13 protein-coding genes and 1 pseudogene are annotated in these 16,064 nt (G+C 54.7%); 10 read left to right on the top strand and 4 right to left on the bottom strand.

Annotated features, from left to right (window positions below; genetic code table 11):
* The first annotated feature begins 104 nt into the window (after window positions 1-104).
* A pseudogene (locus RSAL33209_RS06945) lies at window positions 105-1,370 on the top strand (IS3 family transposase).
* Here RSAL33209_RS06945 and RSAL33209_RS06940 read toward each other — a convergent pair.
* Window positions 1,331-3,106, bottom strand: a complete 1,776-nt coding sequence (locus RSAL33209_RS06940; protein WP_012245007.1) for a M13 family metallopeptidase — start codon at window positions 3,104-3,106, stop codon at window positions 1,331-1,333. The pseudogene RSAL33209_RS06945 and the gene RSAL33209_RS06940 sit on opposite strands and share 40 nt — an antisense overlap.
* Before the next feature lie 255 nt (window positions 3,107-3,361).
* Between RSAL33209_RS06940 and leuA the strand changes: the two genes are divergently transcribed.
* The 3 genes from leuA to RSAL33209_RS06925 all read left to right on the top strand — a co-directional run bounded on the left by leuA (window position 3,362) and on the right by RSAL33209_RS06925 (window position 6,810).
* Window positions 3,362-5,110 carry a 2-isopropylmalate synthase gene (gene leuA / locus RSAL33209_RS06935; RefSeq protein ID WP_012245006.1) on the top strand — a complete coding sequence of 583 codons (1,749 nt, stop codon included), beginning with the start codon at window positions 3,362-3,364 and terminating at the stop codon, window positions 5,108-5,110.
* 96 nt (window positions 5,111-5,206) lie between these two features.
* Complete coding sequence (gene recO, locus RSAL33209_RS06930) at window positions 5,207-5,962, top strand: DNA repair protein RecO (RefSeq protein ID WP_012245005.1); 756 nt, start codon at window positions 5,207-5,209, stop codon at window positions 5,960-5,962.
* Window positions 5,962-6,810 (top strand): isoprenyl transferase, encoded by an 849-nt coding sequence (locus RSAL33209_RS06925; RefSeq protein ID WP_012245004.1) that lies wholly within the window; start codon window positions 5,962-5,964, stop codon window positions 6,808-6,810. Before recO ends, RSAL33209_RS06925 begins: the two co-directional genes overlap by 1 nt.
* Window positions 6,811-6,831: 21 nt before the next feature.
* Here the strand turns inward: RSAL33209_RS06925 and RSAL33209_RS06920 are convergent, their stop codons facing one another.
* Together RSAL33209_RS06920 and RSAL33209_RS06915 are read right to left on the bottom strand one after the other, a co-directional pair.
* The gene (locus RSAL33209_RS06920; RefSeq protein WP_012245003.1) at window positions 6,832-7,854 is read right to left on the bottom strand and encodes an alpha/beta hydrolase; all 1,023 of its coding nucleotides are present in this window, start codon (window positions 7,852-7,854) and stop codon (window positions 6,832-6,834) included.
* Window positions 7,851-8,885, bottom strand: a complete 1,035-nt coding sequence (locus tag RSAL33209_RS06915) for an alpha/beta hydrolase (RefSeq protein WP_012245002.1) — start codon at window positions 8,883-8,885, stop codon at window positions 7,851-7,853. Before RSAL33209_RS06915 ends, RSAL33209_RS06920 begins: the two co-directional genes overlap by 4 nt.
* A gap of 141 nt (window positions 8,886-9,026) precedes the next feature.
* Between RSAL33209_RS06915 and RSAL33209_RS06910 the strand changes: the two genes are divergently transcribed.
* Window positions 9,027-10,094 (top strand): quinone-dependent dihydroorotate dehydrogenase, encoded by a 1,068-nt coding sequence (locus tag RSAL33209_RS06910; RefSeq protein ID WP_041684565.1) that lies wholly within the window; start codon window positions 9,027-9,029, stop codon window positions 10,092-10,094.
* 33 nt (window positions 10,095-10,127) lie between these two features.
* Here the strand turns inward: RSAL33209_RS06910 and RSAL33209_RS06905 are convergent, their stop codons facing one another.
* Complete coding sequence (locus RSAL33209_RS06905; protein WP_012245000.1) at window positions 10,128-10,730, bottom strand: DUF3043 domain-containing protein; 603 nt, start codon at window positions 10,728-10,730, stop codon at window positions 10,128-10,130.
* Window positions 10,731-10,795: 65 nt separating this feature from the next.
* Here RSAL33209_RS06905 and RSAL33209_RS06900 point away from each other — a divergent pair, with 65 nt between their 5' ends.
* The 5 genes from RSAL33209_RS06900 (at window position 10,796) to RSAL33209_RS06880 (ending at window position 16,007) form a co-directional block, all read left to right on the top strand.
* Window positions 10,796-12,220 (top strand): dipeptidase, encoded by a 1,425-nt coding sequence (locus tag RSAL33209_RS06900; protein ID WP_049758896.1) that lies wholly within the window; start codon window positions 10,796-10,798, stop codon window positions 12,218-12,220.
* Window positions 12,221-12,353: 133 nt separating this feature from the next.
* Complete coding sequence (locus RSAL33209_RS06895; RefSeq protein WP_012244998.1) at window positions 12,354-12,728, top strand: HesB/IscA family protein; 375 nt, start codon at window positions 12,354-12,356, stop codon at window positions 12,726-12,728.
* Between the two features lie 238 nt (window positions 12,729-12,966).
* A complete protein-coding gene (gene ctaC, locus RSAL33209_RS06890; protein ID WP_041685349.1) occupies window positions 12,967-13,839 on the top strand; it encodes an aa3-type cytochrome oxidase subunit II in 873 nt (290 codons plus the stop codon).
* A 12-nt stretch (window positions 13,840-13,851) separates the two neighbouring features.
* A complete protein-coding gene (gene ctaD / locus RSAL33209_RS06885) occupies window positions 13,852-15,609 on the top strand; it encodes an aa3-type cytochrome oxidase subunit I (RefSeq protein ID WP_012244996.1) in 1,758 nt (585 codons plus the stop codon).
* On the top strand, window positions 15,606-16,007 hold the full coding sequence (locus RSAL33209_RS06880) for a cytochrome c oxidase subunit 4 (RefSeq protein ID WP_012244995.1): 402 nt from the start codon (window positions 15,606-15,608) through the stop codon (window positions 16,005-16,007). The genes ctaD and RSAL33209_RS06880 overlap by 4 nt, the downstream gene beginning before the upstream one ends.
* Window positions 16,008-16,064 lie beyond the last annotated feature (57 nt).

Here is a 16,064-nt window from a genome sequence, read left to right as displayed (position 1 = left end):
GCAAAAGGATAGTCTGTGTGCTTAGATATAGGCAGAAAATGCTGCCAGGTTGAGTGAATCGCCCCGGCGTGTCCGGAGACTTTCTTGTTTGAGAGGATCAGGACATGGCAGGGAAAACTACGACACGGTATCCGCAGGAGTTGAAGGATCGTACGGTGCGCATGGTGGCGGAGATGGAGGGTGCGTCTTCGGAGTGGGCGGCGATGCAAAAAGTTGCCCAGCTTTTGGGTGTGGGTGTGCCGGAAACGGTGCGTAAATGGGTCCGGCAAGCCGAGATCGATGTTGGTACTAGAACTGGAACAACGAGCACGGAATCGGCCGAGCTGAAACGGTTACGGCGTGAGAACGCTGAGCTGAAACGGGCGAACGCGATCCTTCGGAGTGCTTCAGCTTTTTTCGCGGTCGAACTCGACCGCCACAACACTGATCGTGAAATACATCAAGGACCATGCCGGTCACCGCGAGAATAATGGATTGCGGTGGGGTGTCGAGTCGATCTGCCAGGTGCTTACTGGGACGGGGTGAAGACCACCCCGTCCACGTACTACGAATGGGTGGATAAAACACGATCTCACCGAGAACAACGTGATGAGGTGCTCAAGCCCGTGATCCAGAAGGTGTATGCCGCTAATTACGGGGTTTACGGCACCAGGAAAGTCTGGTTGGCGATGAACCGTGAAGGTGTGCCGGTGGCCAGGTGCACGGTAGAACGGCTCATGGGGTTACTTGGCATACAGGGTGCGGTCCGTGGCAAGGTCAAACGCACCACGATCAAAGACTCGAAGGCAGCCCGAGCGAAGGACTTGGTCCGCCGTGATTTCACACCAACGGCACCGGATCGGCTATGGGTAGATGATTTCACCTATGTTTCGACCTGGTCCGGGTGGGTCTATGTTGCCTTCGTGATCGATGCTTACTCTCGGAGGATCCTGGGCTGGTCAGCGAGTGCTTCTATGAACACCGTGCTAGTGCTCAACGCAGTTAATCAGGCAATCTGGAGTCGTGAACGGGCCGGGGCTGAGATTTCCGGGGTGATTCATCATCACGATGCCGGGGCTCAATACGCCTCCTTGGCCTTCACCGAACGCCTGGCCCAGGCCGGTATCCGCCCCTCGATCGGTTCTGTGGGTGATAGTTACGACAACGTCTTGGCGGAAACCATCAACGGGCTTTATAAGACCGAGCTGATCAAACCCGGCAAGCCCTGGCGGACTCTAGAAGAAGTCGAAATCGGCACCGCTGAATGGGCCGATTGGTACAACCACCGAAGGCTCTACCAGTACTGCGGAGACATCCCACCAGTAGAGCTAGAAAACCACTACTACAATCACTACCAGAGCACGGCAGCCGCCGACAGGCTCATCGTCTGAGAAACCCTCCGGACACACCGGAGCGATTCAAGATGCAGCTGCCAGGCCTTATAGGAAATGCTTAGTCCGCCAAGGTCGCCGATGTTTTCGCCAAGCGTGAATTTCCCGTTGACTCGTTCCTGTGGCGCAGCAAGCGGGCTTAGCTCGTCATATTGCGCCACCAAAGCCGCGGTGCGAGTCTCGAAAGCTTCTCGGTCTTGGTCGGTCCACCAGTTTGCCAATGCGCCATCGCCGTCGTATTGCGACCCTTGATCGTCAAAACCGTGGCCGATTTCATGTCCGATCACGGCGCCGATTCCGCCGTAGTTAGCTGCATCGTCCGCGGTTGCGTCAAAGAATGGCGGCTGCAAGATCGCCGCAGGAAAGACAATTTCATTCATGGTGGGGTTGTAATAGGCGTTAACCGTTTGCGGCGTCATCAGCCATTCGTCGCGGTCGATCGGCTGCCCAATCCGGGCAAGCTGGCGTTCAAGTTCAAAGATATTGGCCCTGGTGATATTTCCGAGCAAATCCTCTGCCTTGATTTCAAGAGCTGAATAATCTTGCCAGACTGCAGGGTAGCCGATTTTGGGCACAAATTTGGAAAGTTTCTCAAGGACTTTGGTCTTGGTGCTATCGCTCATCCAATCAAGGGCGGTGATTGACTGCCGGTAAGCTTCGATGAGATCAGCCACCAGCTTTTCCATTCGCAGCTTGTGCGCAGGCGGAAAATGTTCCGCGACATAGAGCTGGCCGACCGCTTCGCCAAGGCCGCCTTCGACTAAGGCCACCCCGCGTTTCCAGCGTTCTTTGTTCTCGGTGGTGCCGCTGAGTGCAGTGCCGTAGAAAGCGAAGTCCTCAGAAACAAATTCTTCGGCGAGATACGGTGCTGCGGAGGAGATTACGCGCATTGCGAGCCAGTCTTGCCAAGAGCGCAACGGCACCTCGTGAAGTAATTTGGCTGCAGTACGGAAAAAGTCAGGAGTGACAACAATTATTTCCGAGCTCTGGCTTTCGCTGACGCCCAGATTGCTGAGCCAAAGCTCCAGAGCGGGGAACAGCTCAATGGCATCCGCTCTGCTAAGCAGGTTGTAACGCTTCTGCGGATCCCGCAGAGTCACCTTGTCCCAGTGGCCCGCAGCAAGCGCGGTTTCCAATTCCAGAATCCGGGCTGCAGCCTCGGTACTGTGCTCGATTCCAGCCAGTCGAAGTATGTTGTCCACATGTCCGCGATATTTCTGCAGTAGCTCTTGGGATTTCTCTTCCCGGTAATAAGATTCATCCGGCATGCCTAGGCCGCCCTGCTGGATTTGAAACAGGTACCGTTCTGGGTTGCCCGGGTCGTTATACACGTCAAAGCCAATCAGACCCGCTGTTTCGCTGCGCTGCAGCTTTGCCATCAAGGCAAGCAGATCTTCAATGCTTTCGGTGCCATATACCGAGCGGATAGTTTCCGCGATTGGTGCTGAACCGGCGGCATTAATTTTCTCTTCCGCCATGAAACTGGCATACAGATCGCCAATCTTGCTGGAAATCGGGTCGTCACTGGCCTGGGAAGAAGTTTCAACAATGGCTCGAACCGCTTCTTCCGATTTATCACGCAATGTGAAGAAGGCGCCAATTGCGGCGCGATCAGCCGGAATATCATTCTCTGCCATCCACTTACCGTTGACATGGCGGAAGAGATCGTCTTGTGGTCTGAATTCCTCAGCGAAGTTGCGCTGATCTATTCCTGACGATGTGCCGGACTGCGCCATTGATGCTCCCTTGATCGAGATTGGTTGATGACTGAACCATCGTTTTACGACGTATCTAGTTCATACTATTTGCCATGCTAGGCTACTTTTCGTGCGCGCTGATATTCTCCTTCTTAGCTTCCGCGGCGAGACCAAGACCCATTGAATATGAGCTTCATCGGTTGATGAAGCAGCATCAAGGGCAGGCCGGTTCCTCGCCGCGGAGTTTTTCGTACCCGGTCGAGAAATCATCACAAGAGATAAAGGCCTGCTGACTTGCGAAACGCACAAAAACCCTCTGGAATGCCTGTCCATCGCTATTTGCCGTTCCACGAACAGATCGAAGTGGAACTGCCAGATAGGACTTGGCCCACCAAACGAATCACCACGGCACCCCGCTGGTGCGCTGTGGACCTCAGAGACGGCAATCAGGCCCTCATTGATCCGATGAGCCCGGCTCGTAAGCTGAAAATGTTTGAGCTGCTCGTGAAGATGGGCTACAAAGAGATCGAAGTGGGTTTCCCCTCTGCGTCACAAACAGATTTCGACTTCGTCCGCCAGCTGATCCAGGGCGGCCACATTCCCGAAGACGTAACTATCCAAGTCCTTACTCAAGCGCGCGAACACCTCATTGAACGCACCTACGAATCACTTGTTGGCGCAAAGCAGGCCATTGTTCATCTCTATAATTCGACGTCGGTCTTACAACGCCGAGTGGTCTTCAACGAAGATCAAGACGGAATTATGGCGCTTGCAACTCAAGGTGCGCTGCTGTGTAAGAAGTACCAAGAGACTTTGACCGATACCAAGATCACCTATGAGTATTCGCCTGAGTCTTTTACCGGCACTGAACTGGATTATGCAGTTCGGGTTTGTAACGCGGTTGCTGATATTTTTGAGGCTTCGGCAGACAATCAAGTCATCGTGAACCTGCCGGCAACTGTGGAGATGATTACGCCCAATGTGTACGCGGATTCGATCGAATGGATGAGTCATAACCTGCACCCGCGGGAAGGAATAATCCTTTCACTCCACCCCCATAACGACCGGGGGACCGGCGTTGCTGCTGCTGAGCTGGGATATTTGGCTGGCGCAGATCGCATTGAAGGCTGCCTTTTTGGCAATGGCGAACGCGCCGGCAATGTTGACCTGGTAACGCTCGGGCTGAATATGTTTAGTCAAGGAGTGGATCCCATGATCGACTTCTCAGATATCGATGAGATTCGTCGGACCGTTGAATACTGCAATCAACTTCCCGCGCCGGAGCGGATGCCCTACGGCGGCGATCTGGTCTTTACCGCCTTCTCTGGATCGCATCAGGACGCGATCAAGAAGGGTTTCGAAGCTTTGGAGCGGGATGCCGACGCGGCCGGAATTGCTGTGGCAGACACGGTGTGGGCGGTTCCCTATTTGCCGGTGGATCCCAAGGATCTGGGCCGTAGCTATGAAGCAGTCATTAGGGTTAACTCGCAGTCCGGCAAGGGTGGCGTGGCCTATTTGCTCAAAAGCGAGCACAGCCTGGATCTGCCGCGACGCGCTCAAATCGAATTTTCGGGAGTTATTCAGCGTCGAACAGACTCAGTTGGCGGCGAGGTTAGCGCTGATCAGCGGTGGGAAGCGTTCACTGATGAATACCTGCCGAGTCCGGCTGGGCATCCTGGCGGGCAATGGGGACGTTATGCGCTGGGCTCGATGAATGCCGATACCGAAGAAGATGGCACCACGAAACTCAACACCGCAATGCGGATTGATGGTGTAGAACAAAGGCGCAGTGGCAGTGGCAACGGACCAATTGCCGCATTGCTGAATATTCTGCACGACGACGGCGTGGACGTCCGAGTTTTGGACTATAGCGAGCACGCCCTGTCCGAAGGTGGTAACGCGAGTGCAGCTTCGTATGTAGAGTGCGCCGTTGGCGATCGTGTGCTTTGGGGTCTTGGCATCGACCCCAACACCACAGTGTCCTCGCTCAAAGCAGTGATCTCCGCGGTCAATAGGGCTATCCGAGACAACCAAGTCGACTGAACTTCCGACAGCGGAGCGATAATCCATGCTCCGCCGTCGTTCGGTATCTGTGTGTCAAAATCTGCTTCTTGCGGCATCAAGTGGGAGAATGGCTAGGTGTCCCGTTCATCGAGCTTTGCCGTGCGCACCTATCGTGATGACGCCGTGGTGTTGCGTACCCATAAGTTGGGCGAAGCTGACCGAATTATTACTTTGCTCACCAGAGAGCATGGCCAGATTCGAGCAGTCGCTAAAGGTATCCGGCGAACAAGTAGCAAATTTGGTGCCCGGCTGGAGCCCTTTATGGTCGCTGACCTGCAGCTAATATCTGGCCGATCATTGGACATCGTTTCGCAAGCGGTCAGCAAAAGCGCCTATGGCGAGCAAATTGCTGCGCACTATGACCGCTACACAGTAGCCACCGCGATGGCAGAAACAGCTGAACGGCTCACGGACGCAGACAGCGAATCTGCTGGTGCCCAATATCGGCTACTGATCGGCGCCTTTTCGTCCTTAGCGCGCGGCGAACACGCGCCGGAGCTGATTCTAGATTCGTATTTATTACGCGCATTGGCCACCGCTGGCTGGGCACCCAGCTTTACCGATTGTGCCCGCTGCGGAAACCCTGGCCCGCATACGGCTTTTTCGGCCGCACTTGGCGGAGCCGTTTGCCATGACTGCCGGCCACCAGGTTCGCCCTCACCGGCAGCGGCCACGATGGAACTACTCCCAGCGCTCCTGAGCGGTGATTGGTCAATTGCGGATATCTCACCGATCACCAATCGGCGCGAGGCAGCGGGTTTAGTTGCCAACTACGTGCAGTGGCATCTGGAACGTGTCGTTCGGTCGCTCCAACTCGTTGAAAGAAGCTGATGGCTCTTCGTTCATCTCGGAAATCAGCACGTAAATCATCGCGCAGCATCACCAAAGCTGCCGTCGTGGCTCCCTGGCCACATCCTTCAGGCGAGTCAATGCCGGATATTCCGGCAGAACTTGTTCCCGCGCACGTCGCAATTGTGATGGACGGCAACGGACGCTGGGCTAACCAGCGCGGTCTGACCAGAATCGAAGGTCATAAGGCAGGCGAGCCGGCGCTACTAGATGTGGTGGCGGGTGCCATCAATCTGGGTATCAAACATCTCACGGTATTTGCTTTCTCAACTGAAAATTGGCGTCGGTCACCGGACGAGGTCAGATTCCTGATGGGATTCAATCGCGATGTCTTAAGGCGGCAGCGGGATCAGCTTGACGCCTGGGGAGTGCGAATCCGTTGGTCTGGACGCCGACCGAGACTCTGGGCCTCGGTGGTCAAAGAGCTTGAGGTAGCTCAGGAACAGACTAAGGATAATGACACGCTCACCTTGACCATGTGCGTGAATTACGGCGGCCAGGCAGAGATTGTCGACGCGGTTACCTCGATTGCTCAAGAGGTCGCTGCGGGGAAGCTCAAACCGTCAGGGATTTCCGAAAAGACGATTCAGAAGCATCTTTATCAACCTGATCTTCCCGAGGTAGATCTCTTTCTGCGTTCTAGTGGTGAGCAACGGATTTCCAATTTTGTTCTTTGGCAGAGCGCCTACGCTGAATTCGTCTTTTTAGATACGCTGTGGCCTGATGTGGACCGTCGCACTTTGTGGCATGCGGTCGATGTCTATGCGCAACGCGATCGTCGTTATGGCGGCGCTATTGACGCGGCAGCGGAATCTCAAGCTGAAGCATAAGAACGCATCCAGTCGCCTAACTCAGTATATAGCGAATTTTCGCACCGAGGGCCGAGACAAAAACACGTCATGCAAAGCGCCATCAAAACGGTTCACCATCACCCTGCGGCCAATCTGTAAGCCGAGCTTTGCCATCACATGAACGTCGATGACGGCGTCGACGCCCATCATTTCTTCGCTCCAGTCCGCCTGGATCAGTGTCCGTTCAGAGAGCAGCATCAGAATAGGGACGTCGATATGCAGCCCCTTAGCCACCTGAGCGTGCCCGTTGAGAACAGCTTTGATCCAACCAGCACGAAAAGGAAACGATCGTGCTGGACGCCAAGCCGGGTCTAGATCCCATTCGCCCTGCGCTGTCTTAGAAACGAACTGCCAGTAGGCAGACATATCTGGAAAATGAAACACTCGGCGCGGATCGGAACGAACAAACGGGTCCACTAGATGGGTGGCAATCTGGCGGACCAATCGGCTGCCCTGTAATTCCAACCAGGGCCCGTTCAAAATCAATGAGCAGATTCTGCCCGGATGCCGGTCCGCCCACAGACTGGCTATGAGTCCGCCCAACGAATGAGCTAGCCAGTGAACTTGATGTTCTGGACCTAGATCTTGAGCTATTGCCTCAAGTGCCGCCTCAATATCTTGGTCGTAAATCTGCAGATCGTCGGCGAATCCTTCAGATTGACCGGGCCTTAAACTCCGGCCATATTTGCGCAGGTCGAGCGCATAAAAGGCGATGCCACGGTCCGCCAAGAAATCTGCCAGTTCGGTTTGAAAGAAGTAATCGGCCCAACCGTGTAGGTACAACACCGCATGCCGTGGCGTCGCCGCCTGCGGCAAATTGCGATGCACTACGTGCCGTAGCCAGGAAGCATCAAACTTCTTAGCTGCCGTCTTGCGCCGAATCAAGGTCGCCCATACCGGGCCTTCGTCGTCGTGGCCCAAATCAAGGTCCAGCCGCTCAAAGTGCGGGCCAAGAAAATCAGCCTGCCAAGTTGACTGCGCACCCGATTCATACAGCGCTGTTGATCTGTCGTCTGAACTCACGAAGGATCACCAGCCGCTGGCTTAACGGGCTCCTGGTAAAACATGTAGCCGTGCAGCCAACGGCGTAAGCGTGCATATGCTTCATCACGCACAGGTTTTTCCGAAAGCAGTACATCGTGCAGACCGCCGTCGATTCTTTCTATCGTGACGCTTTCGCCAAGGGTCATAGCTCTGGCTGCCATGGTCTGAATATCCAAAACTGCATCAGCACTGCGCATTCCTTCACGCCAACGGGGCCCATTGAGGCTACGCGCACTCATCAGGACCAAAATTGGCACCGAGATCTTCAAACCCTTCGCTACCTGAGCCTGGCCGGCCAAAATTGCACTCATCCAGCCAAATATGATCGGAAAAGCTAACGGTGGGCGAAGCGAATCGTCCAATTCCCACTCTCCCTCAGCACTTGCTGAAATCGAGCGCCAATAGAAATTTCGCTCCGGTAATTTAATTCGGCTTTGCGGCCACCAACGAGCTAGCGGTTCCACCATGGAATAAGTAGCATGCCGAACGAAGGAACTGCCATGCATTTCCAGCCACGGACTGTTCAAAATTAGATGGCTGACGGTTTCCGGAAAACGACTAGTCCAGAGCGCAGCGACCAAACCACCGGTGGAATGCCCCATAAGTGCTATTTTTGTTTTCGCGATCGGGCCAGCGGGCGTGCCGTAGATTGAATCGACGTTCTTTCCAACTACCTCAATGGCTTTCGCCAATGCGGCGTCATAGTCATCCAGGTTTGCCACAAATCCGCCTAGATCACCAGTGCGGAGGCTCCGACCGTGGTTATGGAAATCTAGCGCGTAAAAGGCCACGCCCTGCTCGGTAAAAAACTCAGCCAGGTCTTTATTGAAAAAGTAATCGCTCCAACCGTGCAAAAACAAAACTGCTTGGCCTGGTTTGCTCACTTGATCTGCGGGCAAATGCCGTACCAGGGTGGCAACACGATTGAGCGAGTCCTTTACTCCGACGTTCAAAACTGTCGATTCGTATCCCGTGCCTAAAACATCGGGGGACCAGGTCAGTATTTGCATGCGCAGATCACCTGAAGAAGTTGACGGCTAGCATTCCGCGCCCCGATTTTTCTCCGTGCCATGGTTTTATGCTAACCCTCGACCAGCTGCTTTTTGTTAGTCGCATTTTGCGAAGTGAGCAGCTCACGGAAAACTAGAGACATGCGAATTTATCCCACCCTCTTCCGTGTCTGCTTCTCCTGGATGGATGCCGAAAGGGCGCATCGGATTGGCTTCGGTCTAGTTCGGTTAGCTCACCGGACCGGAGCGGGCGCAATTTTGCGTTCACTGACTCGACCGGCATTGTCGCTCCAAGTCAAAGCGCTGGGCCGAACCTTTCCGTCGCCCTTTGGCTTAGCTGCAGGCTTTGACAAAGAAGGTCATGGCATTGAAGCGTTAGCTGATCTAGGTTTCGGGCACATCGAGGTGGGCACCATCACCGGGCAAGCCCAAGCAGGAAATCCGCAGCCAAGGCTTTTTCGGCTCGTCGAGGACCGTGCGTTGATCAACAGAATGGGATTCAACAACGACGGCGCGGCAGCGGTCGCCCCTCGGTTGCGTAAAGCCCAGGAGGGTTTGGACCGCCGTTATCGGACAGCGCGTCCTGTGATTGGCGTGAACATTGGTAAGACCAAGAAGGTTGATTTGGCGGATGCCATTGAAGACTATTTGGTGAGCACTCGTGAGCTTGCTGCGATGGCGGATTACCTCGTAGTCAACGTATCTTCACCGAATACCCCTGGCTTGCGCCTATTGCAGGACGTCGAGACTCTTCGACCGTTGCTTACCGCGGTCCGCGCCGCATCAGTGAGCGCCGCTGGTAAAGCCGTGCCATTATTAGTGAAAATTGCCCCAGACCTCAGCAACGAAGACCTTGACGAGGTCGGCCGACTTGCGTTGGATCTGAAGCTCGACGGCGTGATCTGCACCAACACCACCATTACCCGCGAAGATCTGCGCACCGAGACCGCCCAAGTGATGAGTTATGGCGTGGGTGGATTGTCTGGCGCTCCTTTAAAGGAACGCTCCTTGGAAGTTCTGCAACGCCTACGCTCGGTAGTCGGCGACAAGCTGACACTGATTTCAGTTGGCGGTGTGGAAACTGCGGCCGATGTGCGCGAACGGCTTGATGCCGGCGCAACGCTGGTTCAGGGCTATACCGCTTTTCTCTACGAAGGACCTTTTTGGGCCGCCCGAATTAACAAAGACCTAGCAAAAACCGTACGGTAATTTGCTAGGTCTTTTCGATTGACTGTTTTAGGTTTAGTCCTCGATGTTTCCGCCACGCTTTACCTGCGGCTTGGGCAAGCGAAGACGGCGGAACTGCAATGAACGCACAACGCCGTACCAAACCACGCCCTGATCGACGGAGCCAAACTTGGCGATAATCCGCTTTTTCAACCGGCGGCCAAAGAAGAAGGCGTCAATCGCAACCAGCAAGACGATCACCCAAAAACCAATAAAGATGTAAGACTGCAGCGCAATGCTGCCTGGAACGAAGAGCGTTAGAACCACAATTGCTAAGGCAATGAACATGACAAATTCGCCCAGGCTGGTGCGGACGTCAACCATATTGCGCGCGAAACGACGCTGCGGTCCTTTATCTCGAATCGGCAGGTAACGTTCGTCTCCGGTATCGAGGGCCGCCCGCGTTTTGAGCTGAGCCTCGCGACGCGCGTCACGGTCCGCAACCTTGGCCGCGTTGCGATCATTGGGGACCAACGGTCGCTTTCGAGCAGCCTCCTGCTCTTTGCGGCTAGGCGTTGGTGTGCCCTTGCCGGCTCGCGGATCGTTTTTCGCGGCGGCGGCAGCTAACTCATCGGCTGTCTCTTGGGCAGTTGCGGCTTCTTTATTTCGTCCAAACACCTATCTAGGATACCTTCCTGAGATTGGCTTTGGAGTCGATTACGCTGAACGGTAATGTCGGGTTTATGACCAGCAACTCTTTTTCTGAAGAATCCGCCGCGCCAGTTGCCTCTCAACCGGCCCCGGAAACCATCGAAGCGCTCAGAGCGCGAGTCCACAGTGATTTCGAGCGCACCGTCGCGCAATTGATTGAATTAGCAAAAATCCCTGGCGTTGCTTGGGACGCATTTGACCCAGTTCATCTGGACCGCAGCGCAGAGGCAGTAGCCGAGCTGATTCGCAGCGTCGGTGTTGACGACGTACAGATCCTCCGTGAAGCTAAGTCTGATGGCTCGCCGGGCGGCCCGGCCGTCGTTGCGCGTAAGAAGGCGGCGCCCGGCAAGCCAACTATTTTGCTTTACGCTCACCACGACGTGCAGCCACCGGGGGACAGCACCCTGTGGAATTCGGTTCCCTTTGAGCCGGTAGAGAAAGACGGCCGTCTTTGGGGCCGAGGCGTTGCAGATGACAAAGCTGGTGTGATGGCGCATATCTCATCGCTTCGTGCTGTGAATGAAGTGCTTGGCGCTGATTTTGGCGTTGGCGTCACGTTATTTATTGAAGGCGAAGAAGAAGCGGGCTCTCCAACATTTCGCAACTTCTTAGAACGGCACCAAGAGCTACTGCGGGCAGATGTCATCGTGGTAGCCGATTCAGCCAACTGGAAGGTAGGCGTGCCCGCGCTGACCACAAGCTTGCGCGGTGTTCTCGATGCCGTAATTCAAGTAGATGTTCTAGATCACTCAGTTCATTCAGGTATGTTCGGCGGGCCGATCCTTGACGCCCCAACGCAGCTGGTTCGGCTTTTGGCTACCCTGCACGACGACGAAGGATCAGTAGCAATTGACGGCTTGATTCAAGCGGCAGAGCCGGAAATCGATTACGACGAAGCTGGCTTCCGGGCGGATGCCTCAGTACTGCCCGGGCTGGCACTTTCCGGCAAGGGCAGCATTTCCTCGCGGCTTTGGACCCAACCGGCGTTGTCTGTAACTGGAATTGATGCACCCGCGGTAGCCGTAGCATCCAATACATTGTTGTCCCGTGCCTCGGCGAAGGTCAGCATGCGACTTTCGCCCGGTCAAGACCCACAGGCTGCGATGGATGCGCTAGCTCAACACGTAGAAAACCACGCACCCAAAACCGCGAAGGTGACTTTCATTCCTGGTGAGAAGGGAAGCGCTTTCGCCACGGATACCGCAGCACCCGCTGCCCAAAGTATGTTGTGGGCCTTACAAACTGCCTGGGGAGTGAACCCGGTAGAAGCAGGATTAGGCGGGTCCATCCCGTTTATTGCGGATCTCACCGAGCTCTACCCGGACGCCCAGATTCTTATTACTGGTGTTGAGGATCCTGACTCGCGCGCGCACAGCGCCAATGAATCGCTGCATCTAGCAGAGTTCGAAAAGGCAGTCTTGGCCGAAGCTTTGTTACTCACCAAACTAAATTCTTGATCCTCGCTTTGCGGGAACAACTGCAAGGCCCCGAGTGTTGTCAAAGCTGAGGAGAGGTTTCTCAGCGGGTTGTGGCTGGGAAGTTGGCCACTTCAGAAGTACCATAGTCGTACACCAAAGTTAGGAATCAGATATGACGACCACGACAGAAACTCCCGCAGTCTCGGCAGCGGAGCCTACCGTGCATGGAGTCGGTTTGAGCGACGTTGCTGCGGATAAAGTTCGCAGTTTGCTCGAACAAGAAGGCCGCACAGATTTACGTCTGCGCGTCGCCGTTCAGCCCGGCGGTTGTTCCGGACTGATTTATCAGCTGTATTTCGACGAGCGCATGCTTGACGGCGATGCAGTGCGAGACTTCGACGGCGTCGAAGTCGTTGTAGACAAGATGAGTGTTCCGTACCTTGACGGTGCGAGTATCGATTTTGAAGACACCATCTCGAAACAGGGCTTTACCATTGATAACCCCAACGCGGGTGGATCCTGCGCTTGCGGCGATTCATTCCACTAAGTTTTACAGCACACGAAAGGCCCGGATTGCCGGGCCTTTCGTGTGTGCAGATCAGCTTGCAAGCGAGTGAATCTGACGCGCTAGACACAGTGTGCGCAAAAAGTTCCCGAGCGCGGTAAGCTCTAAGGGAATACTCTCTACACGCAGTAGTAGAACACAAAAAAGAGCATGGTTTTGAATGCAGAACGTTGCCACGGAGACATCCAGTAGGCACGTGCAAGAAAAGGAAGGGCCGTCTGTGAGTTCGCAGCACCGAACCGGCAGCCGACGCGCCAGGATCCTCACTGTTTCAGCAGTGGGAGTCGCGAGCGCCTTGGTCTTGTCGGCATGTACCCCCGAGATGAAAAACGGCTGGTTGCCGACTGAACGGGATACCACGAACCACACTGGCACCATCATTGATCTGTGGGTGAATTCCTGGATTGCCGCCCTTGCGGTTGGCATCATCACCTGGGGTCTGATTATTTGGTGCATCATCGCTTACCGTCGTCGCAAAGACACGGTGGGCTACCCGCGACAGATGTCTGCCAACCTTCCTTTGGAAGTGTTTTATCTGACCATTCCGTTGTTCATGGTTCTGGTGTTCTTCTACTTCACCGATCGCGATCAGCAATCTGTTGATGCTCGCGATCCAAACCCACAGGTGAAGATTGACGTCCGTGGCAAGCAATGGGCATGGGACTTCAACTACCTGGCCGGGAACGATATTTCTGAGAGTGTCTACGAAGCCACCACTCAGACGCCGCTTAACGGTCAGCCCATCGACAAAGAGAAGCTGCCAACGCTTTATTTGCCGATCAACCAGAGCGTGGAGTTTCAACTCAACTCACGCGACGTCATTCACTCCTTCTGGGTACCGGCGTTCTTGCAAAAGCGGGACATGATCCCCGGCAAGACCAACTACATAACGCTTACACCCAAGGCCCTCGGCACTTTTGATGGCAAGTGTGCAGAGCTTTGCGGCGAGTACCACTCCGAGATGCTTTTCCGGGTGAAGGTCGTCACCGAGCAAGAATTCCAGGATCATCTTGCGAAACTCAAGCAAGCCGGCAATACCGGCACGCTGGGCAACGAATATGACCGTAATCCCAACCTGAACGAGAAGAAATAGGGGTCCGGACAGGTGTCTACACTTACTGAAACTGCTCCCCAGCAGATTGAAAACCACGAACCCGTGGTGCCGATCTCCAAAGGACGAGTGGTGGTCAACTGGATCACCTCTACCGATCACAAGACGATCGGCTACATGTACTTGATCGCGTCGTTCATCTTCTTCTGCCTCGGCGGTGTGATGGCGTTGCTGATCCGTGCGGAGCTGTTTGAACCGGGAATGCAGATTTTGCAGACCAAGGAACAATACAACCAGCTGTTTACGATGCACGGCACGATCATGTTGCTGATGTTCGCCACTCCACTGTTTGCTGGTTTCACCAACGTGATCATGCCGCTGCAGATTGGCGCCCCTGACGTTGCTTTCCCTCGGCTGAACGCCTTGGCCTTTTGGTTCTTCCTCTTTGGTAGCACCATCGCGGTCTCGGGCTTCATCACTCCGCAAGGCGCGGCCTCGTTTGGCTGGTTTGCCTATGCGCCATTATCAAATACCACGTTCACACCTGGTATAGGTGGCGACCTTTGGGTCTTTGGCTTGGCTCTGTCTGGCTTTGGCACCATTTTGGGTGCCGTCAACTTCATCACCACGATTATTTGTATGCGTGCTCCCGGTATGACGATGTGGCGGATGCCTATCTTCACCTGGAACGCACTGGTGACCTCTATTTTGGTTTTGATGGCCTTCCCGCCGCTCGCGGCAGCGTTGTTCGCGCTCGGTGCGGATCGAAGATTTGGCGCGCATATTTTTGATCCCGAAAATGGTGGAGCCATTCTCTGGCAGCACTTGTTCTGGTTCTTCGGGCACCCCGAGGTCTACATCATTGCCTTGCCGTTCTTTGGTATCGTCTCGGAGATCTTCCCAGTCTTTAGCCGAAAACCGATCTTTGGCTATAAGGGCCTGGTGTACGCGACGATTGCAATTGCGGCACTGTCTGTGACTGTTTGGGCGCACCATATGTACGTCACCGGTCAGGTTTTGCTGCCGTTCTTCTCCTTTATGACGATGCTGATCGCGGTGCCAACCGGCGTGAAGTTCTTCAACTGGATAGGAACGATGTGGCGAGGGTCGATTACCTTCGAAACTCCGATGCTGTGGAGTTTGGGCTTCTTGGTAACCTTCCTCTTCGGTGGTCTGACCGGCATCATTTTGTCCTCGCCGCCCTTGGACTTCCACGTTTCGGATACCTATTTCGTGGTAGCTCACTTCCATTACGTTGTCTTCGGTACCGTGGTCTTCGCAATGTTCGCAGGCTTCTACTTCTGGTGGCCTAAGTGGACTGGAAAGATGCTTAACGAGCGTCTGGGCAAGATTCACTTCTGGATGCTGTTCCTTGGTTTCCATGGCACATTCCTGATCCAGCACTGGTTGGGCGTCCTCGGTATGCCGCGTCGCTATGCGGACTACCTCCCAGAAGACGGATTCACTTGGATGAACCAGTTCTCCACAATTTCTTCCTTCGTCTTGGGTGCTTCATTGATTCCGTTCTTCTGGAACGTGTACATCACCTGGCGCTCAAAGAAGCGCGTTGAAGTCGATGATCCCTGGGGCTTTGGCGCCTCGCTTGAGTGGGCAACATCTTGCCCGCCGCCGCGACACAACTTCACTTCGTTGCCACGAATTCGTTCTGAACGACCAGCTTTGGACTTGCATCACCCTGAGCTCGCGCAATGGCATACCGCTGACGAGCTGGCTACGGCCGGCGTCAGCGCAGCTGGTACCGTGCTAGGCAACGCCGATCAGGCTGATAAAGCGGCAGGAGAGAGCAAATGAAAATTGAGTCCAAACTCTTTTTGTACGGATCGCCGTTCTTCTTCGTCGTAGCAGTCGTTTATGGCTTCATGACTAATTGGAGCGAATGGGTCGGCATCCTGGGCATTTTGCTTGTGGGTTGCTTAGCCGTAATGATCGGCTTCTATCTTGGCTTCACCGGTAAGCGAGTAGGTTTACGTCCGGAAGATCGCAATGATGGCGAGATTCATGAAGGCGCTGGCGAGCAAGGACACTTCAGTCCTTGGAGCTGGTGGCCACTAGTGCTTGGTTCTGCTTGCGCTTGCGCATTCCTCGGCGTCGCAATCGGCTGGTGGATCTTCTTCATCGCAGCCGGTCTTGCCGCTATTGGGCTCGTCGGTTGGGTCTTCGAATATAGCCGTGGCGATCACGCTCACTAAATAATTACTGTAGGTCTGCAGCCGTTTCGGGTGCATGCTCGCTTGTGGATGGTATGT

Source organism: Renibacterium salmoninarum ATCC 33209, from assembly GCF_000018885.1.
Lineage (GTDB): Bacteria > Actinomycetota > Actinomycetes > Actinomycetales > Micrococcaceae > Renibacterium > Renibacterium salmoninarum.
Note: the sequence above shows the minus strand (reverse complement) of the source record. Positions and strands in the feature narration are given on the sequence as shown.

Excerpts from the sequence above, each read along its gene's own strand:
- RSAL33209_RS06940 (WP_012245007.1), bottom strand. The coding sequence starts at position 3,106 with ATGGCGCAGTCCGGCACATCGTCAGGAATAGATCAGCGCAACTTCGCT.
- RSAL33209_RS06925 (WP_012245004.1), top strand. The coding sequence starts at position 5,962 with ATGGCTCTTCGTTCATCTCGGAAATCAGCACGTAAATCATCGCGCAGC.
- RSAL33209_RS06915 (WP_012245002.1), bottom strand. The coding sequence starts at position 8,885 with ATGCAAATACTGACCTGGTCCCCCGATGTTTTAGGCACGGGATACGAA.
- RSAL33209_RS06910 (WP_041684565.1), top strand. The coding sequence starts at position 9,027 with ATGCGAATTTATCCCACCCTCTTCCGTGTCTGCTTCTCCTGGATGGAT.
- RSAL33209_RS06900 (WP_049758896.1), top strand. The coding sequence starts at position 10,796 with ATGACCAGCAACTCTTTTTCTGAAGAATCCGCCGCGCCAGTTGCCTCT.
- RSAL33209_RS06895 (WP_012244998.1), top strand. The coding sequence starts at position 12,354 with ATGACGACCACGACAGAAACTCCCGCAGTCTCGGCAGCGGAGCCTACC.
- RSAL33209_RS06880 (WP_012244995.1), top strand. The coding sequence starts at position 15,606 with ATGAAAATTGAGTCCAAACTCTTTTTGTACGGATCGCCGTTCTTCTTC.